The 21,518-nt window shown below is 59.1% G+C and carries 27 protein-coding genes; 12 read left to right on the top strand and 15 right to left on the bottom strand.

All coding sequences use genetic code 11. From position 1 onward, the window contains the following. Nucleotides 1–260: 260 nt before the first annotated feature. Together VGK14_RS04430 and VGK14_RS04435 are read right to left on the bottom strand one after the other, a co-directional pair. Complete coding sequence (locus VGK14_RS04430; RefSeq protein WP_331507719.1) at nucleotides 261–1,385, bottom strand: phage/plasmid replication domain-containing protein; 1,125 nt, start codon at nucleotides 1,383–1,385, stop codon at nucleotides 261–263. Nucleotides 1,386–1,419: 34 nt separating this feature from the next. Beyond that, nucleotides 1,420–1,737 (bottom strand): hypothetical protein, encoded by a 318-nt coding sequence (locus tag VGK14_RS04435; RefSeq protein ID WP_331507720.1) that lies wholly within the window; start codon nucleotides 1,735–1,737, stop codon nucleotides 1,420–1,422. Between the two features lie 141 nt (nucleotides 1,738–1,878). On the opposite strand from VGK14_RS04435, the gene VGK14_RS04440 reads away from it, so the two are divergent. Continuing rightward, entirely contained in the window at nucleotides 1,879–2,292 is a 414-nt protein-coding gene (locus VGK14_RS04440; protein ID WP_331507721.1) for a helix-turn-helix transcriptional regulator, read from the top strand. A gap of 124 nt (nucleotides 2,293–2,416) precedes the next feature. Here VGK14_RS04440 and VGK14_RS04445 read toward each other — a convergent pair whose 3' ends face one another. The 11 genes from VGK14_RS04445 to msrB form a co-directional block, all read right to left on the bottom strand. After that, the gene (locus VGK14_RS04445) at nucleotides 2,417–2,980 is read right to left on the bottom strand and encodes a carboxymuconolactone decarboxylase family protein (RefSeq protein WP_331507722.1); all 564 of its coding nucleotides are present in this window, start codon (nucleotides 2,978–2,980) and stop codon (nucleotides 2,417–2,419) included. Further along, nucleotides 2,977–3,633 (bottom strand): TIGR04282 family arsenosugar biosynthesis glycosyltransferase, encoded by a 657-nt coding sequence (locus VGK14_RS04450; protein WP_331507723.1) that lies wholly within the window; start codon nucleotides 3,631–3,633, stop codon nucleotides 2,977–2,979. Before VGK14_RS04450 ends, VGK14_RS04445 begins: the two co-directional genes overlap by 4 nt. Beyond that, the gene (locus VGK14_RS04455; RefSeq protein WP_331507724.1) at nucleotides 3,620–4,975 is read right to left on the bottom strand and encodes a TIGR04283 family arsenosugar biosynthesis glycosyltransferase; all 1,356 of its coding nucleotides are present in this window, start codon (nucleotides 4,973–4,975) and stop codon (nucleotides 3,620–3,622) included. The genes VGK14_RS04450 and VGK14_RS04455 overlap by 14 nt, the downstream gene beginning before the upstream one ends. A gap of 4 nt (nucleotides 4,976–4,979) precedes the next feature. Beyond that, a complete protein-coding gene (locus VGK14_RS04460; protein ID WP_331507725.1) occupies nucleotides 4,980–5,243 on the bottom strand; it encodes a hypothetical protein in 264 nt (87 codons plus the stop codon). Nucleotides 5,244–5,258: 15 nt separating this feature from the next. After that, the gene (locus VGK14_RS04465) at nucleotides 5,259–6,380 is read right to left on the bottom strand and encodes a methyltransferase domain-containing protein (RefSeq protein ID WP_331507726.1); all 1,122 of its coding nucleotides are present in this window, start codon (nucleotides 6,378–6,380) and stop codon (nucleotides 5,259–5,261) included. Between the two features lie 37 nt (nucleotides 6,381–6,417). Next, nucleotides 6,418–7,380, bottom strand: a complete 963-nt coding sequence (gene arsS / locus VGK14_RS04470; RefSeq protein WP_331507727.1) for an arsenosugar biosynthesis radical SAM (seleno)protein ArsS — start codon at nucleotides 7,378–7,380, stop codon at nucleotides 6,418–6,420. 3 nt (nucleotides 7,381–7,383) lie between these two features. Beyond that, nucleotides 7,384–8,103 (bottom strand): TVP38/TMEM64 family protein, encoded by a 720-nt coding sequence (locus VGK14_RS04475; protein WP_331507728.1) that lies wholly within the window; start codon nucleotides 8,101–8,103, stop codon nucleotides 7,384–7,386. Then, the gene (locus VGK14_RS04480; RefSeq protein ID WP_331507729.1) at nucleotides 8,093–9,022 is read right to left on the bottom strand and encodes a DUF3179 domain-containing protein; all 930 of its coding nucleotides are present in this window, start codon (nucleotides 9,020–9,022) and stop codon (nucleotides 8,093–8,095) included. The genes VGK14_RS04475 and VGK14_RS04480 overlap by 11 nt, the downstream gene beginning before the upstream one ends. An 11-nt stretch (nucleotides 9,023–9,033) precedes the next feature. Next, nucleotides 9,034–10,464, bottom strand: coding sequence for a dihydrolipoyl dehydrogenase family protein (locus VGK14_RS04485; RefSeq protein WP_331507730.1), 1,431 nt, complete (start codon nucleotides 10,462–10,464; stop codon nucleotides 9,034–9,036). A 221-nt stretch (nucleotides 10,465–10,685) separates the two neighbouring features. Further along, nucleotides 10,686–11,315, bottom strand: coding sequence for a peptide-methionine (S)-S-oxide reductase MsrA (msrA, locus tag VGK14_RS04490; RefSeq protein ID WP_331507731.1), 630 nt, complete (start codon nucleotides 11,313–11,315; stop codon nucleotides 10,686–10,688). Between the two features lie 11 nt (nucleotides 11,316–11,326). Next, nucleotides 11,327–11,824 (bottom strand): peptide-methionine (R)-S-oxide reductase MsrB, encoded by a 498-nt coding sequence (gene msrB, locus VGK14_RS04495; protein WP_331507732.1) that lies wholly within the window; start codon nucleotides 11,822–11,824, stop codon nucleotides 11,327–11,329. 228 nt (nucleotides 11,825–12,052) lie between these two features. Between msrB and gnd the strand changes: the two genes are divergently transcribed. The 7 genes from gnd to VGK14_RS04530 all read left to right on the top strand — a co-directional run bounded on the left by gnd (nucleotide 12,053) and on the right by VGK14_RS04530 (nucleotide 16,972). Then, on the top strand, nucleotides 12,053–13,030 hold the full coding sequence (gene gnd, locus VGK14_RS04500; RefSeq protein ID WP_331507733.1) for a phosphogluconate dehydrogenase (NAD(+)-dependent, decarboxylating): 978 nt from the start codon (nucleotides 12,053–12,055) through the stop codon (nucleotides 13,028–13,030). A gap of 15 nt (nucleotides 13,031–13,045) precedes the next feature. Further along, nucleotides 13,046–14,032 carry a glucokinase gene (glk, locus tag VGK14_RS04505; protein WP_331507734.1) on the top strand — a complete coding sequence of 329 codons (987 nt, stop codon included), beginning with the start codon at nucleotides 13,046–13,048 and terminating at the stop codon, nucleotides 14,030–14,032. A 15-nt stretch (nucleotides 14,033–14,047) separates the two neighbouring features. Next, nucleotides 14,048–14,476: a hypothetical protein gene (locus VGK14_RS04510; RefSeq protein ID WP_331507735.1), complete on the top strand. Its 429-nt coding sequence runs from the start codon at nucleotides 14,048–14,050 to the stop codon at nucleotides 14,474–14,476. A gap of 65 nt (nucleotides 14,477–14,541) precedes the next feature. Further along, entirely contained in the window at nucleotides 14,542–15,102 is a 561-nt protein-coding gene (locus tag VGK14_RS04515; RefSeq protein WP_331507736.1) for a hypothetical protein, read from the top strand. Nucleotides 15,103–15,131: 29 nt separating this feature from the next. After that, complete coding sequence (locus VGK14_RS04520) at nucleotides 15,132–15,524, top strand: hypothetical protein (protein WP_331507737.1); 393 nt, start codon at nucleotides 15,132–15,134, stop codon at nucleotides 15,522–15,524. Nucleotides 15,525–15,550: 26 nt separating this feature from the next. Further along, a complete protein-coding gene (locus VGK14_RS04525) occupies nucleotides 15,551–16,261 on the top strand; it encodes a hypothetical protein (RefSeq protein ID WP_331507738.1) in 711 nt (236 codons plus the stop codon). 42 nt (nucleotides 16,262–16,303) lie between these two features. Then, nucleotides 16,304–16,972, top strand: a complete 669-nt coding sequence (locus VGK14_RS04530) for a hypothetical protein (RefSeq protein WP_331507739.1) — start codon at nucleotides 16,304–16,306, stop codon at nucleotides 16,970–16,972. An 87-nt stretch (nucleotides 16,973–17,059) separates the two neighbouring features. Here the strand turns inward: VGK14_RS04530 and VGK14_RS04535 are convergent, their stop codons facing one another. Further along, the gene (locus VGK14_RS04535) at nucleotides 17,060–17,974 is read right to left on the bottom strand and encodes an SRPBCC family protein (RefSeq protein WP_331507740.1); all 915 of its coding nucleotides are present in this window, start codon (nucleotides 17,972–17,974) and stop codon (nucleotides 17,060–17,062) included. A 174-nt stretch (nucleotides 17,975–18,148) separates the two neighbouring features. After that, on the bottom strand, nucleotides 18,149–18,787 hold the full coding sequence (locus VGK14_RS04540; RefSeq protein WP_331507741.1) for a TetR/AcrR family transcriptional regulator: 639 nt from the start codon (nucleotides 18,785–18,787) through the stop codon (nucleotides 18,149–18,151). Between the two features lie 137 nt (nucleotides 18,788–18,924). Here VGK14_RS04540 and VGK14_RS04545 point away from each other — a divergent pair, with 137 nt between their 5' ends. From VGK14_RS04545 to VGK14_RS04560, 4 genes are read left to right on the top strand one after another with little or no spacing between them, the layout of a single operon-like run. Continuing rightward, nucleotides 18,925–19,488, top strand: a complete 564-nt coding sequence (locus tag VGK14_RS04545; protein WP_331507742.1) for a carboxymuconolactone decarboxylase family protein — start codon at nucleotides 18,925–18,927, stop codon at nucleotides 19,486–19,488. Between the two features lie 35 nt (nucleotides 19,489–19,523). Next, nucleotides 19,524–20,009, top strand: a complete 486-nt coding sequence (locus VGK14_RS04550) for an SRPBCC family protein (RefSeq protein ID WP_331507743.1) — start codon at nucleotides 19,524–19,526, stop codon at nucleotides 20,007–20,009. 16 nt (nucleotides 20,010–20,025) lie between these two features. Further along, nucleotides 20,026–20,745, top strand: coding sequence for a DUF2461 domain-containing protein (locus VGK14_RS04555; RefSeq protein WP_331507744.1), 720 nt, complete (start codon nucleotides 20,026–20,028; stop codon nucleotides 20,743–20,745). Nucleotides 20,746–20,755: 10 nt separating this feature from the next. Further along, on the top strand, nucleotides 20,756–21,343 hold the full coding sequence (locus tag VGK14_RS04560) for a metal-dependent hydrolase (protein ID WP_331507745.1): 588 nt from the start codon (nucleotides 20,756–20,758) through the stop codon (nucleotides 21,341–21,343). The last annotated feature ends 175 nt before the right edge of the window (nucleotides 21,344–21,518 follow it).

A 21,518-nucleotide genomic window follows, 5' to 3' on the forward strand; every position in this document is an offset into this window, starting at 1 on the left:
TCATATGTTCACCCTGGGCGGCGGTCGAGGCTGGTTGGGTGACATTGTCGGCATGCACAAGGCCGACGAAAAACGCGAACAGGATCAGGGCCAGCGTGGCGGCAAGGAATAATTTTTTATGATCTTGGGGCATGGTCAGAATCTCCAAAAATCAGTTCGGCCCCGTCTACGGGCGCGCCTGACGGCGCGACCGCAGACAGGAGGCCGGTGGTAACGGCAAACACAAAACCGAGCAGGAAATAGAGCAGGCTACGCATGGTTTAGGCGGCTTTCTTCCAGTCGTCGGTCTGGGCGGTTTCCTTCCAGTACCACTGCGGGGCCACGGCGTGCTCGATGTCGATCACGCGCACCCGAGTGGACAGGCGCGTCACATCGCAGGGAATGGCGATATCGATGCCGTACTTGAGCAGGCTTCGACGCCAGTTATAGCGAGTAGCCCGGCAGACGGTTTCGTCATGCCACAAATCCTTGCCGTTGCGCCATGCGCTGGCGAGGCCGGAAAGGCGCACCGGGAGATCGTTGAACGGATCGACGTGGACGCTGTTTTTGCCGGTGTCCATCAGTCCTTGAAATTTGGCGTAGATAATATTAGTCATGTCGCTCTCACCTTCACTATGCTTGCTCTCGAAGTGTTGCCAGTCGTAGATCGTTCTCAGTTTGTTTTGCGTCAGGTAACGGGATTTCAGGCTCAGTTCGTCGCGGATCATGCCGCCCGAAGTTACCAGCGCTTTCGTGCGTTCGGTGACATGTTCGCCCAAGGATTGGGCCTTGATGTAGAGCTTGCGCGAGTAGTATTTGCTGCCCTCGCCCCAAGTCAGACCAGTGACTTCACCCTTCTGCGAGGTGTAAAGCTTCGGTGAAAATCGGCCCTGATGATGTCCACCAAAATAGTGGACAAGTCGCGCGGCGAGACTTGGCGAGCCTGTGAAATAGTTCTGTGTAATATCAACACGGGAGATAAGCGCGGTGTGCGGGTCATGGGTATAGCTGTCCGTGGATTCGATATAGACAGGGCGGCCTACGTCCTTGAAAGGTGGCAGGCCGAGACTTTGCATGATGCGGTTGGCGCGGTGTACGCAGTCCAGAACGGAAAAGCCCCAGACGTTGTCGGGGCGACCATAGCGGCCTACGTTACCCGAGAGTTCAACCGTCGAGCCGTCACAGCGAATCTGGATCGAGGTGTCATAGCTGCCCTTTTCCATCAGCTTGCGTTCGAGCGTGTATTTCAGACTGGACTGGTCGATCATGAGATAGTCGCCGTCATCGTCGGAGAGTTCGACCGGACGGTCATTTTCGAGGATGACGACACAGCCGCCATTGATGACGGGTAACCCGGCCTCGAGGCCGTGGTTTTGTCGGATGGTGAACCAGTCGCAGAAGGCCATGGAAACGGGGAGAGGTTGCCCCCTCCCCTACCCCTTAACCGTTACTTGCTACCGGCTGGGAGCCACCCTTGAGACCGACGCAATAGACGACTGTCTCATTGAAAACGGTGCGGGGTTCGATATCGACGTCAATCTGTGAAAACGGCTTGGTGGTCTGAAGCTGCTTGAACGCCTCGGGCGTCATGCGCATGGTCGAAGGCGAATAACCATGGCAGCGGCGTTCACCACGAGATTCTGGCTTATTCCATTTGAAGCTTTGTTGAGATTCCGCGTAATACAACTCGCCAATGTCGTATTCGCGTTCGTTCTTGACGCCATCGGTAAGCTGGCTGCCTAAGTAGAGAATTTTCATAATGGTGGCTCCGTGTAGGTAATGAAATGTCCCACATCGGGACGTGCATATATTCGTCCCAGTTTGGAGCGTTGTCAAGAACCATTTTGGGACTATCATGTATGCATTACGACTAGGGCCACAGGCATGAGGAAACACGCCATGAATACACTGGAATTACTCTACGAAGCGAAACGAAAAACAGGGATCAGAAGCGACTATGCACTAGCTCAGAAACTAGAAATCCCAAGGCAAAGAATCACCGACTACAAAAACGGGAATAGACAACCAGACACCTATACCCTGACTAGGCTAGCTATCGTTTTAGAACGAGACCCCATGGGATTAATCGCCGAGTTCGAGGCAAGCAACGAGAAGAATCAGACGCGAAAGGACTTCTGGAAGGGTTTTCTTTTGCGTCAGAATCTAAAGGTAATTGCTATGCTGGTTCTGGCGCTGAGCTATGGAGTTTTCTACGATCCCGAGGCGATGGCAGACACAAACAACGCTAGTTTATATAACAAACCGTTATTACATAGCGTTTCATTATGCGAAATACGCGGCGGTAATTCATAAGCTTTTTCGTGGTTGCATCACATGCTTTTGGAACAAAAATGTTCCCTTTCGTCCAGCACTTCGACTTCGTCAAGCGCATAAATTCCGGTTCCGCCCAATATTGCAGGCATTTAGAGTTCTTGTTTTACCACGCGTCAAACCTGGGCGGCAATTTGCAAAAACCCTGCGCGGAGACATCCAGCGCCGAGTTGAACTTGCTGGATAGGTTCTGGAACGCAATCAGCGCGGTGAGCTCGATGACGGCCTCGTCGTCGAAATGGCTTTTGAGACGCGCCATCAGCGCGGCATCCACCTGGCGGTCACTGTAGGTGACGGCTCCCGCATACGCCAGTGCCGCCTTGACGCGGTCATCAAATAATGGGGATTCCTCGAAACAGTGCAAAGATTCAAGGTGCACCTCGGTCAGGCCACGCTTCAGCGCAGTCGCCGAGTTGATGTCGACGCAGAACGCGCACCAGTTGATCTGCGATACGCGCACCGTCACCAGCGTGCGCAAGGCCGGCTCGATCGGTGAGGATTTGCGGTCGAGCGCGCCATAAAGCAGCGACAAGGCGGCAAACACTATCGGAGATCTTGCCCATAACCGGGCCGGCTCCAACTCACGCCCATAACGTCGTCGCTGATTGGCGAGAAACAGCCTGACGTACCAGGGGAAACGGTGATTCGGCGGTGTTTCGATATAACTCATGATGTGACCTCCAGCCCGATAATTCCATGCACTAAATCTGGATGAGTCTGTTGCAGCCGTTGCATATCTTGCGGCGTATCGACATCGGCTAGGGTTGGCAGTTCCTGCCAATCGAGCAACCGGGAACGCAGATGGCTTCTTGTATGCTCCATGACGGTATCGCTACCCCATGCGATACCGTCGAAGACGGCCGGCACACCATCCCTTACACCGATCAGCGCATAGCCGCCGTCTTCCGCGGGAACAAATACCGCTGAAACGTTTTCGCTCAGCCTCTGCGCGGCATGCCGCAAGATATCAGGACCAAGTGCCGGGCAGTCGGTGCCGATCAGCAGCACCTCCCGACTGGTACGCAGGCCGCAAGCCAGCGCATGCGCCATGCGTTGTCCCAGGTCGTCCCCCTGCTGCACTTGCAAACCAACTCCGAACTCGCGCACGCATTCGTTGAAAAACGGGTGTCTGTCGTCAGGCGCGCACCACAGCGTCACCGGGCCAATCCCCGCCTCCACCGCGTTTTTCAAGGTAAGTCGGACCAGTCGCGTGTGCAGTTCGGCCGCGCCGGCCGGCCCCAGAGCCGGAATCAGGCGCGTCTTGGCCTGCCCGGCAACAGGCGCCCTAGCAAAGACCAGCAGTGCGGTATCAGGTACGTTCATTGACGGCCTCGCGCCGGGTGTATTGACGTGCAAGACGCTCCGGCGATGCCCCCATAAAATAGGCCAGCCGCAATTTCCACATCAGCAGGATCGTTCGCAGGATGCCGTGTTCTTCCCAGCGGCGACTGGAGGTCGCGACTGGCGTGGATAGGCACAGGGGCGTCCCGAATCTCTTTTTCAGTGTCCGGCTGAGCGCGATGTCTTCCATCAATGGAATTTCGGGAAAGCCACCCACGGCACGGAACGCCTCCCGATGCACGAAAATGGCCTGGTCGCCCGTTGCAATACCCGTCAGACGCGAACGCCGGTTCATCATGCGCTCGACGACTCGCAATAGCGGATGCCGCCCGGAAAGCCGAACGTCGAAACGACCCCAGGCCTTGCCCGAACTGGCCAGGCCGTCAAGAACGGCATGCACGGCATCATCCGGGAGGCACGTATCGGCATGCAGAAACAACAGGATATCGCCAGTGGCGCACGCCGCTCCGGCATTCATCTGCCGGCTGCGTCCGCGTGGGCTGGCGATGATGGTATCCGCAAGCGGCCGGGCCCGCAAAATCGTATCGTCCGTGCTGCCGCCGTCCACCACAATGACCGCGTGCCCGGTCGCACGCAGCGGCTGCAATGCCGCCAGCGTGTTTACGATCGCCTCCGCCTCGTTCAATGCCGGCATGATCACCGACACTTGCGCGGGAAAGGGCTCATGGATTTCCACGATGTCGGCAAGAGCAGCGGCGCCATGGCGGCGCCTTACCAGCCATTTCGTCAGCAGGAACAGCAGCAACAGGCTTGCTACCAGGTAAAGTAGAACTACCCTGGAATTCTCCAGCATGCCGATAATGGCGCCGATCCTATGCGCGAATAGCGCGCCCACGGCCACTCCCAGCGTGGCCCATAACCCGGCGCCGATGCCGTCATAAAGCGCAAACTGGCGGTAAGCCATGCCCGACATACCGGACATGGGGGCGGCGAATGTTCTGAATCCCGGAATGAATCGCGCATAGAGCAGCGATTTCGGGCCGAAACGCATGAGCTGCCGCTCCGTTTTCGCCATGCAGGCGGCGGAACCGAAACTGAACTTGCAATAATACTGGATGATGCGGCGCGAACCGCGACGCCCCGCGTAATACCAGGCGCTATCGCTCAACAGGGCGCCGGCGGCGGCCACGGCAACAACCGGCGCAAAATCGAAATGGCCGCTCGCCACCAGACTGCCGGTCAACAGCAAAACCAATTCTCCGGGAACCGGGAAACCTGCATTGTCCAGCATCACGCCCAGAAAAACGGCAAGGTAGCCGTACAGCATGAAGGGGATGAGAATGTCTTCGGCAAGCGACTCCATGGCCTCAACTCGCGTTCAAGCTCCAGTCATAGGGGATATTCGCCTTGAGCTTGAGCGGCAGCTTCTCCGGCAAACCCTGCTGATTGCGGCGGATGAAGGCTTCCACCCCGCCCACCACGGCGAAATCCTGACGGAACCAGTCGAAAATTTGTGAGCGGACATGCTTGCCGAGCAGCCGGCCATAATCGCTCCAGTCCGGCTCGGCAGCCATGACGGACAATGGCAGCAGGAGCAGACAGGCCATTAGCCAAGTTGCGAATTGCTTCATTGCCTTATCCAGCTCTTAGCAGCAATTGCCGTCGGCATCGCACGCCACGTCAAACACGCCGCCCTTGGTCACGGCGGCCGGCCGGCGTGTGCCGTGCGGGGCGCACCATGCCTTGGGCTCGCCCAGTACGGCGGGCGCGATGCCGAGGAAGTCGTCCCGGTGCGACCCGGTGGTCAGCGCCTTGTAGGTGCGGGCGCACACGGCGATGCGTTCGCCGCGCGGGAAGATGTGGCCTTCTTCGTCGCGCACCTCGGCGAACGGGCCGCGATAGATGACGGCATGGCCGTAGTCCAGGCACTCCTTGCCCTCAGGCTTGACTGCGGTCACCGTCACCGAGCGGAATTCGATGCCCTCCACCACCTGCCACGCCTCGGCGCTCCATTTGTCGATACGCACGGCCTGGAAGCCGGCGTCGACAAACGCCTGCACGAATTCATGTTCGCCAAAGGCGCCGGAAATGCAGCCGCTCCAGAGCGTGGGGTCGGCCTTGAGGTGAGCTGGCACTTCTTCGTCGGCGACGATGTCGGAAATGGCGATGCGGCCTCCGGGTTTGAGCACGCGGAAGATTTCATGCACCAGTTTTGGCTTGGCGGCGTCGTCCACCAGATTGAGCACGCAGTTGGAGATCACCAGATCCACCGAGGCATCGGCAATCAATGGCCGCTCATGGCGCTGGCGCGCCTGCCAGACTTGCAATGCGGCCATATCTTTCTCAGACTTTACGGGGTGCGCGGCTAGGTGGTCTTCCATCTCGGCCAGGTCGAGGGCGAGATCGTGGATATAGCCCTTGACGAAGCGCACCCGGTCGCCGCCGAGTTTCTGCGCCATCTGCCCCTGGTATTTGCGCGCCAGCGCCAGCATGTCGTCGTTCATGTCCACGCCGATCACATGACCGCCCTCGCCCACCAGGTGCGCCGCCATGTAGCAGATCTTGCCGGAACCGGAACCGAGGTCGAGCACGGTGTCGCCCGGCTGCACGTAGCGGGATGGGTCGCCGCAGCCGTAATCCTTTTCGATGATTTCCTGCGGCAGCATTTCCAGCAGGCTGCGGTCGTAATCGACCGGGCAGCACAGCGCTTCTTCCCGCGCCTTTGCCGCATCGGAATAACGGTCCAGTACGCTTGCATGGGTATTCATGAGGGTTTCTCCTTATCCTAAAGTCAGATCAAATCGTTCAGGCCAGCGCGCCGCCGCAGCTGCTGCCCTGCCCTGCGGTGCAGCCGTAGCAGTGGTCGGCAATGGCAACGGGTTCGTCCTGCAAATCCTTGCCGAGCAATTCGGTGATATGGGTACGCGGCTTGCTGCCTGCACCCAGTGGGAGATGCAGCATCTGGTTAAAATCGCAGTCATACGCAAAACCCTGCCAGTCCACGCTGAGCAGGCCGCGGCACATGACGGTATCGAGATTCTCCGGCCGGTACGACTCCCGCAACAGGCGCATGTAATCGTGAAACTTTCCCTTGCTGACCAGCGTGCTGCCAAAGCGGGCAATCGGCATGTTGGTGATGGTGAACAGGTGATCGAACGCGATGTCCATCTCGCCCAGATGCTCACGGTAGGCGGCCTCGAGATTCTGTTGCGAAGGCGGCAGTACCGGTCCCTGCGGGTTGTAGACCAGATTGAGCACCCGCCCGCTCCCCTGCCGGCCGTAACCCAGCGCATTGAGCCGGTGCAGCGCGCGGACGCTGGCTTCAAACACGCCGTTGCCGCGCTGGCGGTCGACGTTGTCTTCCAGATAGCAGGGCAATGATGCGGTGATTTCCACCTGTTGCGTGGCGAGGAACTCCGCCAGGTCTTCATAACCCGGCTCTTCAAGTATGGTCAGGTTGCAGCGGTCTATTACCTTGACACCAAGTTCGCTCGCTTCGGATATCAGATAACGAAAATGCGGGTTCATCTCCGGCGCGCCGCCGGTGAGGTCGAGCGTGCGCACCTGCGGCTGTGCATGCAGAAAGGCCAACACATGGGTGACCGTCTCCTTCCCCATCAGTTCGGTGCGTTTGGGTCCGGCGTTGACATGGCAATGCACGCAGGTCTGATTGCACAGGTAGCCCAGGTTGACCTGTACGGTTGTCAGCTTGGCACGATGAATGGGCGGAAAATCGGTCGCCTGCAATAACGGGAAAGTGGCATGCATGGATTATTTCCCTTCCTTACGGGTTCTGAATCGCTTGACCAGCACCGGCACCAGCGCCAATACGCCGAGCAGCGCCAGGGCGCCCAGCGTTTCCGTCGATACCAGTTGCGAGGTGGACCGGATGCGCCCCAGCGACTGCCCCAGGTTGGCGAATACGAAGGCGCCGGGGATCACGCCGATGCCGGTCGCCGCCACATAGGTGGACAGGCGGATGCCGGTGAAGGCTGGCGCCAGATTGACCAGCCAGAACGGAAACAACGGCACCAGGCGCAGGAACAGCAGGTAGTGGAAGCCGTCGCGCGCAAAACCCTCGCTCATGTCGCGCAGCCTGCCGCCCAGTTTCGCACGCATGGCATCGGCGAAAAGGTAGCGCGCGGCCAGAAACACCAGTGCGGCGCCGATGGTGGCCGAGATGAAAATCACCCCCGTGCCCACCCAGCGCCCGAACAGGAAACCGGTGGTGAGCGAAAGCAGCACGCCGCCGGGCATGCTGAAGGCTGTCGCGGCGGTATAGACCGTAACGGCGATCAGCAATGCCTTCCAGAAGTGCGCCTGGGTATAGTCCAGCAGCGCATCGCGGTTCTGCTGCAAGGTATCGAGTGTCAGATAACGCTGCCCGCCCAGCGCGAAAAACGCCGCGAGCGCGCCGATGAATACCAGCGCAATCAGTCCCTTGAGCCAATGGCTGGAAGAAGTCGCCGTCATGGTGTCATCACTTTGCATGAAAAATTTCAGCCTCGGGGTGAAAGCCGTACCAGGCAAACCAGAAGGCGATCACCGTGGGCAGTTCCCGGCCCTTGTCATCGAACACGGTGCCGGCGCGATGCTCGGCATCGAAACGCACGGTCACGTGCCTGCCGTTCACTTCATCGGCGATTTCGCCGCTGGTTTTGGCCAGTTCGGCGAACGGGTAGGCCTTGAACTTGCCGTCGATTTCCAGGCCGATCACCTGCTCTTTGGGATGGTAGCCCTGTGCGCGGAATTTTACGGGAAAGATGATGCCCTCGTTCGCTTCGTAGCCGGCATACGGGTTGCGCTGATAATCGCGCCTGTAGCCGGTATCGGTGGAAAGCACCAGGGTATCGGGATGGCGCTTTTTCCAGTCCGCCCAGGTGGTGTGCATGATGGGCACGCTGTTCAGCTTCGTGCCCTTGAACGGGCCGCTGACGGCGGTGCGCATGATCTGCGACCACAGCGATTGCGACTGCCGGTCGTAAAGCAATACGTCGCTGTTGTAGAGCAGGCCGGACACGCCGAAATTTAAGGGCTTGTTGCCGACACTGGCATCGAACGCCATGCCGGTGCCGCACAGCGGGCAATAGGTCACGGCGATGGCGTCATTGCCGAAGCGATCATTGACGATCTCGTGCCAGTTCATGATGCTGATGGGGTAAGCCTTGGCGATGTTGCCACGCTCGATGCCCAGCACGCGATCCTGCGGCTTGACGTGATCGGCCTCGCCGGCCCTGACGAATTTTGGCCGGTCTATGGCCGGAATGCCGTCGCGCGGCGGACCGCCGGAGAGAATCTCGTCGGCAGGTACCAGGCTGCCGGTCAGGTCGAAATCGTTTTTGACCAGTACGGCGGCGGTCAGGCCGATCATGATGACCAGCAGGATGGGGATGCGCAGCAACCGCTGCATGATGGCGCTCCTCACGTCCCGCGCAGTCTGAACAGCAGCTTCATCCAGCTTTTGGCCCCTGGCGTCAGTTTCGATTTGAGCTGCTCGTTGGCGACGCGGCGGTTGATTTGCGCCAGCGTCGGGTAAATGTGGATCACGTTGGCAAGATCGCCCACTTTCAGGTTGCGGGACAAGGCCAGCACGTATTCGTGGATCAGTTCGCCCGCGTTCGGCCCGACGATGGCCGCGCCCAGCAGCCGGCCATTGGGCGCGGTGAGAATCTTGGCCAGCCCCGCCGTTTCGCCGTCGGTAATGGCGCGATCCACCTCATGAAACGGAAAGGTATAGGCCTGGCAGGCGATACCCTGCGCCTTGGCTTCGGTCTCGGAGAGGCCGACACGCGCCAACTCCGGGTCGGTGAACGTGCACCAGGGAATGACCCGTTCCTCGATTTTCGCCGGCAGGTGAAACAGTGCACCGCGCAGCGCGATACCGGCATGGTGCTCGGCCATGTGGGTGAACTGATAGGGGCCTACCACGTCGCCGCAGGCGTAGATGTCGCGGTTGGCGGTGCGCAGGCTTTTGTCGGTCACGACGCGGCCATGCGTTACCTTGACGCCCGCAGACTCCAGCCCAAGATGCTCCACGTTGGCGCGGCGGCCCGTGGCCACCAGCAAATGGGTTCCTTCCAGCCACTGTTCAGTGCCATCCGCCTGTTTGATCGACAGCCGCAGCCGCCCTGCCCCGCCTTCCACCCTGGCCGGTGTTGCTCTCAGGTGCAGCGCGACGCCTTCATCACGCAGTCTGGTTTCCACCACTTCGGCCAACTCCGGGTCTTCGTTCTTGAGGATATGCCGCCCGCGATGCACCAGATGCACATCGGTACCCAGCCGCACGAACGCCTGCGCCAGTTCCACGCCGATGGCTCCACCGCCCAGCACGATCAGGCGCGGCACCGGCTCGTTCAGGTCGAACACGGTTTCATTGGTGAGATACGGCACCTCTTTCAATCCGGGAATGTCCGGGATGGCCGGGCGGGAGCCGGTGGCAACAATAAACTTGCGCGCAGTCAATGCGCGCCCATTGACCTCGAATACTTGCCGGCCGGAAAATTTGCCGGCGCCAAAAATCACCTCCACGCCCAGGCTGCGGAATCGCTCCGGGCTATCGTTGGGCTCTATGGTCCGGATCACCGACCGCACCCGCTGCATGACCCGTTCCAGGCTGACTTCGGGCACTTGCGCGTCGATGGCGGCGTCAGCGGCGCGGCGCATGGTCTGCACCACCTTGGCGCTATGCAGCAAGGCCTTGCTCGGCACGCAGCCATAGTTGAGGCAGTCTCCCCCCATCTTGTGCTTCTCCAGCAGCGCCACTTTCGCACCCAGTGTCGCCGCGCCGGCTGCTGCCACCAGACCGGCCGAGCCGCCGCCGATGACGCACAGATCGTATTCGGGTTTTGCCATGATCAAAAATCCGCCCCATGTTGGGATTACTAGATACTTAAACGGTACAGCCAATGAATCCTTACAGGTGGGTTGCGCGCGATGCTTCCATCGGGTGTAGGCACACAAAAGCACCGGCAGTGCAATTCAACACCGTGTTTGCCGGAAAATTGAGCTGCAGCATCCTCCCTTGCTGACCATGCTGCCCGTGCGACAGCACGCCAACACGGAATCCGGGCAAATCAGAAATGCGCTGCCTCCCACACCTCCTTGACCCGTGCGTCGCGCCCGCAGCCTTTTCTGTAATAGTTGTATCGAATCGGGTTTTTCTTGTAGTAGTCCTGATGGTAATCCTCCGCGGGATAGAATGCACCCGCCGGGGCGATCGCAGTGTAGATATGGGCGAATCGCCCGCTGCGTTCGAGTGCGGCCTTGCTGGCCTCTGCGGCTTTTTTCTGGGTTTCGTCCCGATAGAAGATCGCCGTACGGTATTGATCGCCGACATCGCAGAACTGCCGGTCCTTGACCGTCGGATCGATGTGATGCCAGAAATAATCCAGCAATTGCTCGTAGGTGACCTTACTCGGGTCATAGCGCACTCGAACCGCTTCGGCATGCCCGGTACCGCCATGGCTGACCTGCTCGTAAGTCGGGTTGGCGAGATGCCCGCCGGCATAACCGGATTCCGCATCCACCACCCCCGCCAGTTTTTCGAAGTCAGCTTCGACACACCAGAAGCAGCCCCCGGCAAATATGGCTGTAGCCAATTGTGCAGACGGCGGGTTGGCGGGTGGCGGGGCATCGCCGGCCGTGCAGTAACCGGCTAGCGCGATGGCGGCAAGTCCGCAGGCGAGCGAAAGAATTTTTCTCATGATGGTCTCCTTCACGATCTGAGCGGAGGCAAAGCCTCGGTTTCAGGGATAAACTTCAGGGCAAGTCCGTTGTTGCAATAGCGCAAGCCGGTCGGCGCCGGTCCGTCGTTGAAGACGTGGCCCTGATGGCCCCCGCAACGCGCGCAATGGTATTCGGTACGCGGCCAGAGCAAGCGGAAGTCCTCCCCGGTGCCGACAGCGCCCGGCAGCACGTTCCAGAAGCTGGGCCAGCCGGTGCCGCTATCGAATTTTTGGGCGGAATCGAACAGCGGCAGAAAACAGGCGGCGCAGATGAAAACGCCCCTACGTTTTTCGTGGTTGAGGGGACTGCTGAACGCGCGCTCGGTAGCCGCCTCGAACAATACGGCGTAACGATCGGGAGGCAACAGCGTCTTCCATTCCGACCTGGGTTTCATAAGCGGCGTCACGGTGCCTTCCTTCGCCAACGCCGGCAGCGTCCCGGCCAGCCACAGCCCCGCTGCATTGACAAGAAACTGACGACGATCCATGGTTGCTCCTGGTAGCTGAAACTTGCAATTTCTGTCTTTATAGTCGGTTTAGACGCCGATTACTTACAACAGTTGTCGAAAAAGTAGCGAACGCGCACGCTTCGTTTCTTCCGTGGGCCGATATGTAAGGAACACTAGGCTTGCCCGTCTAATAGAAATGTGGCCATGCGCCTGCCATTTCGCTGTGCTTTAGACACATCGGGCTGTCACTTCATCAAGGAGAACAAGATGCAAATCGGTATGATCGGGCTGGGCAAAATGGGCGCCAACATGGCGCTGCGCCTCTTGCGCGGCGGACACCAATGCGTGGTGTATGACCGCAATCCCGAGCAGGTTGCGGCGTTGGTCGAAGCAGGTGCCACGGGTGCCGTTGACCTCCATGATTTTGCGCAAAAGCTCACCCCACCGCGCGCCGCCTGGGTGATGGTGCCGGCCGGCGATATTACCGAGCAAGCAGTATCCGGCATTGTGGCGCATTTCAAGGCTGGCGATACCATCATCGACGGCGGCAACAGCTATTACAAGGATGACGTGCGGCGCGCGCGGCTGCTCAGGGCAAAAGGCATCCTTTACATCGACGCCGGCACCAGCGGCGGCGTCTGGGGGCTGGAACGCGGTTACTGTCTGATGGTCGGCGGTGAAAAGGTCGCCGTAGACAGGCTGGAACCGATATTCCGCACCCTGGCACCGGGCGGCATCGGCGTTGCCCCCACGGTCGGCCGCACACCGGGCAGCACGGCCGAGCAGGGCCATCTGTATTGCGGCCCTTCCGGTGCCGGGCATTTCGTCAAGATGATCCACAACGGCATCGAATACGGCCTGATGCAGGCCTATGCCGAGGGGCTGGACATCCTGCGCAACGCCAATTCCCCTATGTTGCCGGAAGACCATCGTTACGACTTCAACCTGGCCGACATCGCCGAGTTGTGGCGGCGTGGCAGCGTGGTGTCGTCCTGGCTGCTCGATCTCACTGCCGCAGCGTTGACCGAGTGCCCGGATCTGTCGAATTTTACCGGCTATGTCCAGGACTCCGGCGAGGGGCGCTGGACAGTGCAAGCCGCAATCGACGAAAACGTCCCGGCCGATGTGCTCACCGCCTCCCTGTACACGCGCTTCCGCTCTCGGCAGAAGCATACCTTTGCGGAGAGGGTATTGTCGGCCATGCGCCACCAGTTCGGCGGCCATGTCGAAACCACGCACCCTTAGGCCATGAGTTCTCCGATGTCCAATCACCTGATGGCCGCCGATATCGGCGGGACAAAAACCAATATTGCGCTCTACCCGCAGGCAGGCGAACTCATCCCCGTCGCCGAACGCACCTATCTTAACCGCGATTTCTACGGGTTGGAACCGCTGCTGCGGCAATTCATGAAGGAGACTGGCCTCACCGCCCACGCTGCCTGCTTCGGTATTGCCGGAGCGGTACGCGACGGACGCTGCGATATGCCCAATCTGGGCTGGCGCGTTGACAGCAAATCGCTGGCCGACACTTTCGGGTTCAACCATGTCGGCCTGCTCAATGACCTTGAAGCCACGGCGCACGGCATCGCCACACTGACGCCGGAGCAACTCGCCGTCATCAACGCGGGCGTGCCCGACCCTACGGGTAATATCGCGCTGATCGCCGCCGGCACCGGCCTGGGCGAGACCATGTTGATCCACACCAATAGCGGCATGCACGTATCGGCCTCGGAGGGCGGACATGCCGACTTCGCGCCGCAGGATGAAGAACAAATTGCGCTGCTGCGCTTTCTCCCACCCCACCATGAACACGTGAGTTGGGAACGCATCGTCTCCGGCAATGGCCTGAAGAACATCTACGACTTTCTCAAAAGCGGCCGGCGTTTTCAGGAGCCGGACTGGCTGGCTGAACTTATGGCGCAAGGCAATAACCCTGCCGCAACAATCGCGGAATCGGCACTCAACGAAACTACCGAAATCTGCGTGCGCGCCATGGAGATATTCATGGCAACCTACGGTGCCGAGGCCGGTAATCTGGCGCTGAAGGCCATGTCCACCGGCGGGCTTTACATCGGCGGCGGCATCGCGCCAAAAATCCTGCCGCTGTTTTACGAACACGCATTCATTTCCGCCTTTCTCAACAAGGGTCGCTTCGCCCCGCTGCTGGCCGGGATGCCGGTCAAAGTGATCCTGGAACCGAAAACCGCGCTACGCGGCGCGGCGGCTTACCTTTCTCATCATTTCTAACAGGAGCACCAAATCATGGAAGTCACCTCGAAAGACGCAAGCCGCATTGCGCGCGCACTTTTCCTGCTGCGCGTTGGCGTATTTATCGTCATGGCGGTCTGGACGCTGGACAAATTCATCCGCCCGGAACACACGGCAGCGGTGTTTGAGCATTTTTACGGACTGGAGGGCCTGGGTACAGCGCTGGTGTATACGCTGGCCTCAGCTGAAACCGCCCTGCTGATCGCCTTCGTGCTAGGTGTCGCTCCAAGGCTGACCTACGGTGTTGTGCTGCTACTGCACGGGGTTTCCACCCTGTCCGCGTATCAGCAATACCTGCATCCGTTCGACAGCAACAACCTACTGTTCTTCGCCGCTTGGCCGATGCTGGCAGCCTGCTTTGCGCTTTATACCCTGCGCGATTTTGACACCTGGCGGATCACGCGATGCCTGAGAGCCACCTGAGTTTGCCCGGACACCAGGTGGATTCAATTGGTGCGAACCTTGCGAAGCAGCCAGACTTGAACATCATGCGCCGCCATCAAGTTCCTGTTTATGCCGCCCTCCTTCTTGCCGTCGCGCCCGCATTTGCCGATGAGCCTCTAAAGGCCGTGGTTGACGGTACGCGCCTGATACTCGCGCAAGGTAACAAATTGGTGACCGTCGATCTCACCCATCGCTATCCTGGCACTGGCCTGACCCAGGCGCGGCTCCTGCACCGCGCCGTGAAACAGGGCGCTTCGTACCTGCTGCTGGATGCCGTCGGCTATTCCCGCTTCGTGCCCGGCACGCCGCCCCCGGAAACGGGCGGCGGCCACTGCGGCGGCGGCGAGGAACGTGCGCTGGTGTGGATCAAGCTGGGTGCGCATTTCGAGCATCTGAATTCCGTGGTCGTTCCTTACCTGTCCTGCTGGGAGACTATCTCCGCGGCAGACCTGGAGGCGGAGGGCGGCAAAAACATCCGCGCGGGGAAGGACGGGGTTTCCATCGAGATATCGCGTTACGGCGGGCTGCTGAAGGAAGGCGATTACGAGATCTCCTATAGTTTCAGATCGCCGGAATTCCCGCCGGAAATACGTCTAAAGAAATAAGCCCGTCTTATTGCCCTTGAGAGCGTTAAATGAAAAAAGCGTTTGTCATCCTGGCGGTCATGCTAGTGCTAGCACTGGCGCTTGCACAGTTTCAGCATTTGATATGGTCGACGGCCACCATCGCCAACGACAGCGGAAAGGACCTGGAGCCTGTCGAAATTGTCGTAGATGATGCGGTGGTCAACGTGGGCCGGATCGGCGCTGGCCAGTCGAGATTCGTCATCCTTCCGGACCGCGGAGATGCTACGCTGTCCATTCGTTTCCGCGTGGCAGACCGCCAATACAAAGGATGCGGTGAGTATGTGGAGGGGAGCATGTACCATGTCCGCGTGAAAATCGATCAACCGCTGAATGTCCATTGCACTCCCCGCCTTGGCTTTTTAATCGCATCGAAGCCTGTGTTGTTCGAAATGCTATGGTGAGGTGCGATCCAACAGGACGCAGGTGCTTGATCGTTTCAGGATTATGGGCTGAAGGGACGCGCCTTCTCATATCGCTCGCATTTTTCGTATGCGCCGCAGCCGCTGCAGATACCGGCGAATTCTCTGCCGTCGAAAACCTGGCGCTTGCGGTCAAAATAGACGACTGTGGCCACTATGCCCGCAACGTTCCCTACGTGTTCTATGAACAGGCGATTGAATCCATCCCCCAAATTCATCCTGACCATGTCTTGCTTGCCGCAAAGCGCTTGGGCAGAATCGGGCGCGTCGATTACTCGCTGGTTTCTTATCTCCCCACCCGCCGGGCAGCGCAAGCAAGAATCGAAGGTATGGCCGGCAGTGTCGAGGGCATGCGGGCATGGTGTTTCAGCACCGAAGCGCCGGCGGTTTACCATGCCCAGGCATTGATGGCAGTGCTTGAACAGGTGGCCGCATTGCCCTCCGCTCCGCCCTCGTCCTTGTCCAGCGCCAAGGACGAGTTTCCGCGGGAAGTACGGATTTTCATCGAGAATCGTGACACCTGCGACCATTTCCGGGGTGAACCTTTCGAGGGCGATACCCCGGAGCAAAAGGAAAGACGGGCTTTCATTCTCGGGCAACTGCAACAATACTGCACCGGCACGGACAAGCGACTCGCCGGACTCAGGCAGAAATACCGCCATCGCCGGGAAATCATGGAACTGCTATCACGGTATGAAGGGCACGTCGAGGGCGATTGACGCGACGACCAGCAAAAAATTTTACGGTTTTAAGGAGTTGTCATGAACATTTCATCCTCCCCAAGGCTGATGAGCCTGGCCACCGCCATTCTCTCCGTGTCTCTGCTCGCCTCATGCAAGGTAACCAAGGAAAGGCTGGACGAAGCGGTTTTCTACGACGGACCGCACTTCAGGCTCAAACTGGTGCGTTATTATGAGAACTATCCGCTGCATTATTCAGGAGAAGTGTTCCGCATCCAATGCTCTTCGGCCAGAACGGCCAATCCAGGTACCGAAATGCAGGATCCGGGATGGGTGATGACAGGCAGTGGTGCGGCCATCGGCTCGAAAAGCGCCAAGGAGGTGGCCGAGCGTGAAGGGCATAATTATCATGTGCTGGGCGAGGATATCCTGGCATGGACAGGCAACGGCGTGAACGTGAGTTTCGATGCCTGTGGGGGATTTCAAAGCTGGTACCCCACTGCCCTGCCGGCCGACCTGATCGTACCCGCGGAAAAACCCGACTACTGCGCCCCCAAGGGCAAGGCCGACTGCCGCCATTACGATTTTCTGGGAGACCGCGCCCCGAGTTTTGAAGCGATACGGGCGAATGCGCAGGGCACTGTTTCCTTCCTGGTGCGCTCCAAGGCATTCAAGGGCAATCGGGCCATGCGCGTGCAGAGCAGCGATTACGGCAAGACCTGGACGGTCACAGCCGTCGGGCAGCAATGACAAGGACAGGCCAGCATATAAATGTCCGGGCATACAACAGTGAAAGAATGCTGCCTTTTGCTGGGCGCCATGAAACGGACGTTTCCGCTAGCAAAAACTCGGCAGAAGACGTGCGATGACTTTGGGGCTCGATTGCAATTGAACTTCGCTACTCTTTCCGATAGCGCTTATAGCCATCCGCTGGATGATCTTCGGGAAGTCGCGGTCGGCCTGAAAAGCCAACAGAGGAAGGATGACCGGTGCAAGCAGTCTGCTCTTTGGCATCAATTCCCACCACACCATAACCTGCGAACCGGCCTCCGATGGTGTGACTTCCCACCCGCCGCGCATTGTCCTTGCGGGAAACGGAAAATCCGGAGCCTCTGAAAGAAAGCGCACGGCGAAACTGTGGCCGGGGTTGAATTCAGTACATTCCTCAGACCATTGCTTGCCCGCGTGGTCTTCGCAAGCCCGGACAGCCCCAATACCGGGTGCTTTTCCGTCCAGGACAACGGAGCGCTTCAATGACGGCATGTAGTCCTTGATGTTGCCAAGATTGCTTACGACCTGCCACAGTTTCTCGACAGGGGCGTTGGTTTCTACGATGATGCAATGGCGATACTCGCCATTTTTCCCGGTTCCATGTGCACGCCCAATTGCCCAAAGCTGCCAAGTGCCAAATGCGAATACCGTAGCGGCTACGGCAAGGACAAGAATGATGCCCGTAGGCGAAAGCAACGACAGGAAGAAGAACGCCGAGATGATGGAACCCGCCACCCACGAGAAATCGGCGGCACTTGCGTACAACGCACGCCACGTGGCGACCCGTTGACGCGTTGCCTGGTGGATCAGATCGGCAGCAAAGACGACGAGCCCGATGCTGACCACTTGAAGCACAACTGGCGCATGTATCCCAAGCCACTCACCCACCAGTGCCGGGCGAAAGAGCATGAGCAGCGCGGAAGAAAGTGAAAAGACGGCGTTTGCCGCCAGAGCCAAACGAAGTGGTAAAACGGCGTTCATAGTATCTCCTTTCGACGAACGATTGAGGGATGGATTCCCAGTGGCAAGATTGCGGTTGCTGCACAGCCCATCCTGGGCAATCATGACGAAGCCGGGCATCTTGTGCCCCGCGCCATTGTTGAATTTCGTTTATCCAGCCGGATACCAACTCGGCGACGCGTTCCGGGCGTTCCACTAATCCAGCGCCGCCTTCGGAATCCTCTGCCCCGCCAGGAATGCACGGCACATGGCCCATAACTGGCCTTCATCCCGGACGATCTTGGAAATCGTGTTCAGGCCGATCAGGAATGCGACGAAAGCCCTCGCCGCAGCATCTTCATTTTCAATCATTCCAATCTCACCCTGGCTGATCGCCTGCTGCAACAGGTGCCGGATGACCGATGTACGATGTTTTACCGCTTGCTCCAGTATCGGCCCGATGGATTCCTCCACTCCCACCAACTCGGCCATGCCGTTGCACACCAGGCATCCGCGCCCTTCCGCGTCCTTCGCCCGTGCGTGGCATATCCTGCGCAGGGTGGAGACCAATACCGGAACAACGGCCTGCCCCGGCGCCACATGGTCCAGTGGCGCATCGGGCGACTGTTCGGCATAACGCCGGAGCGCTTCGATAAACACCGCCTCCCGGCTGCCGAAACTGTTGTAAAAGCTCGAACGCTGGATGTTCATGGCATCCGCCAGGTCTTTTGCCGATACGGCGAGGAAGCCTTTCTTCCAGAACAGGTGCATCGCCGCCTCAATGGCCTGTTCACGCACAAATCCCACCGGACGGCCGGTTTTGCCGTTGAGAGATGCAACCGCTGGTTCGTTCACGTCAACACCTCCTGAAAACTACTGGACACAAGTGTACAAAATTATTATTATCCCGTCCAGTTCTGGTCATTTGTGTCCAGATATGGGACGTCGCTCACGTTGGCGACCGATCCATTCAACAACCTGGGAGAAGCAACATGAGGTTCCACATCCACAATCCCGACACGGCTCCCGAAGGTTCCAGGGAAACTCTGACGCAACTCGTCCAGAGCTACGGGTTTTTACCCAATCTGGCAGGCGTGCTTGCGGAGTCACCGGCCATCCTGAAAGGCTATGTGGCCGCCACCAGTGCCTTTGATTCGGCGGATACGACCCTGTCGCCGCTGGAACGACAGATCGTCATGCTTGCCGCATCGGTGAAAAACCGGTGCATATACTGCGCGGCGGCACATGGCATGCTGGCGGGCAAGCACGGCCTTTGCCCAGGCGAAGTCGACAACATGCAACAGCAGCGGCGGTTGAGCGATGCCAGGCTGGAAGCATTGCGGCACTTTACCGAAACCATCGTTGAAGACCGTGGCCGGGTTTCCGATGTCGAACTGGAGGTTTTCATCAAGGCCGGATTCACCCAGGCGCAGATTCTGGAAGTAATCCTGGGCGTAGCCATCAAGACGCTTACCAACTACGCCCACCACATCGCCAAGCCGCCGTTAAACGAGCAGTTCGCCGGTTTCAGCCCACATTGGGCGAGCCCCGCCTGATCAAATCATCCATTGTCAATTTTTCAGGAGCAAACATGAACGAATTCACGATAGAAAAACTGGTTGGCGCCCCCAAGGCCAAAGTATGGGAGGTGGCGGCTGACATCGGGCGCGTGGAACTCTACCACCCGATGGTCGAGAAGTCCGTCTGCACGACGGAATTGCAGCGCGGCCGGGGGGCTGCGCGCCGTTGCGACTTCTACGACGGCAAAGGACATGCGGAGGAAGTAGTGACATCGTGGAACGAAGGCACTGGCTTCACTTTAGCCGTAACCAGGGGAACCATGCCGTTCAAGAGCGCGGAAGCCACTTTCACCTTCACGGAATCAGGCCCGGAGAAAACGCTGGCACGGGTCACCATGCGCTACCGGATGAAAGGCGGACCGCTGGGAACCCTGCTCGGCAAGCTCATGATGACGCCGATGATGAAAAAAATGCTCGGTAGCGTCCTGGACGGCCTCGATGTCCATTGCCGGACCGGGAAGCGCATCGGGCACAAGGGCGTAGTATTGGACGCATAATGCAAGGAGGTGAAAAATGAACGGCAGCGGCTTCGACGGTTTTCCGCCGGCGTGTTTCGAGTTTCTGGCGACACTTGAACAGCATAATAATCGTGAATGGTTCATCAGCATGCGCGAAACCTGCGAAACGCAGGCTTACCTGCCGGCGCAGTCATTCACAAGCTCACTGGGGTTGGCGTTGAAGAAAACCCACCCGGAAATCGTATTTGACCCACGCACCAACGGCATGGGCTCGATGTTCCGCCTGGCGCGGGATACCCGGTTTTCCAGGGATAAATCTCCCTACAAGACCAATCTGGGATTCCGCTTCTGGCTGTCGGAAGAAGCACGCCGCGCGAAGCGGGTCGGGTTATACGTGCATCTGGACAAGTCGGGCGTCCGGGTCTATGGCGGCGCCCATCAACTCACGCCGGAAGAACTGGCAACATTCCGCGATCACGTTGCCCAAGACCGGCACGCCGCCGCGCTCCGCCGCATCCTGGCGGAACTGGAGAACATGGGTTACGAGCTGGAGGCCGAGCGGCTTGCCCGCATTCCCCGCGGATACGCCGCCGATCATGCGAACGCCGACCTACTGGTGTACAAAAGCCTGTTCGCCATATCTCCGAAGGTGGCGCCGGACATCGCCCGGAAGCCGGAGCTGGTAAACGAGTGCGCGGCACATGCCGCGGCGCTCAAACCGCTCAACGACTGGTTCGCCGAAGCGCTGCCGCTCCCGTCATCAGCCGCTGTTTGAAACGCCGCGCATGAAAACGTACTCCCATCTTCTGATCGGCGCCTCCTTGCGGGAGGCGCTGGGTAGCCCCGGAATGATGGGATGCGCTTTTCTTTATGGCGCCGTCGTGCCCGACCTGCCGTTGTGGATCATGTTCGCATGCAGCGTGGTGCAATGGGTAGTATTTCAGGGGCTCCCGTTCGGCGAGGCCGTCGAGATATTCAGCGCGAACTATTTTGACAACGCCTGGTGGATCGCCGGCCACAATCTGCTGCACTCCCCGGCAAGTCTTGTAATCGCATCGGTGCTTGTAAGGCTAGGCATGTCCATGCAGCCTGGCCGTCGGCGAGTCCTGGAACAGGCCGGGTGGTTCCTCCTGGGTTGCATGTTACATTCAGCCGCCGACATCCTGACCCACTATGACGATGGCCCGTTGCTGTTCTGGCCGCTGCAATGGGAAACGCGGTTCCACAGTCCCGTCAGCCATTGGGATCCTGCCCACCACGGGGTCGCCATGACTATAACGGAATTGGTAATGGACCTTATTCTGTTGTCCTGGCTGGCGTCCTGCCACTCCTGTCGCAGACTGCTCTACCGTCTGCGATTGATGCCGGCATGATGCCAATGCCGGTACGAGCCGAACATAGTCAGCATACCCGCGTGTCCAAACGTCCGGAAAATTTCTCTTGCGTCGGCGACGCACTACGCCTGGGCATCGATTATTTCTCGACGAAGGCGCGTTCGATTACGTAGTCGCCGGGGTCGCCGATGCGGGGGGACACCCTGAATCCGCG

The organism is Novimethylophilus sp. (genome assembly GCF_036504375.1).
Lineage (GTDB): Bacteria > Pseudomonadota > Gammaproteobacteria > Burkholderiales > Methylophilaceae > Novimethylophilus.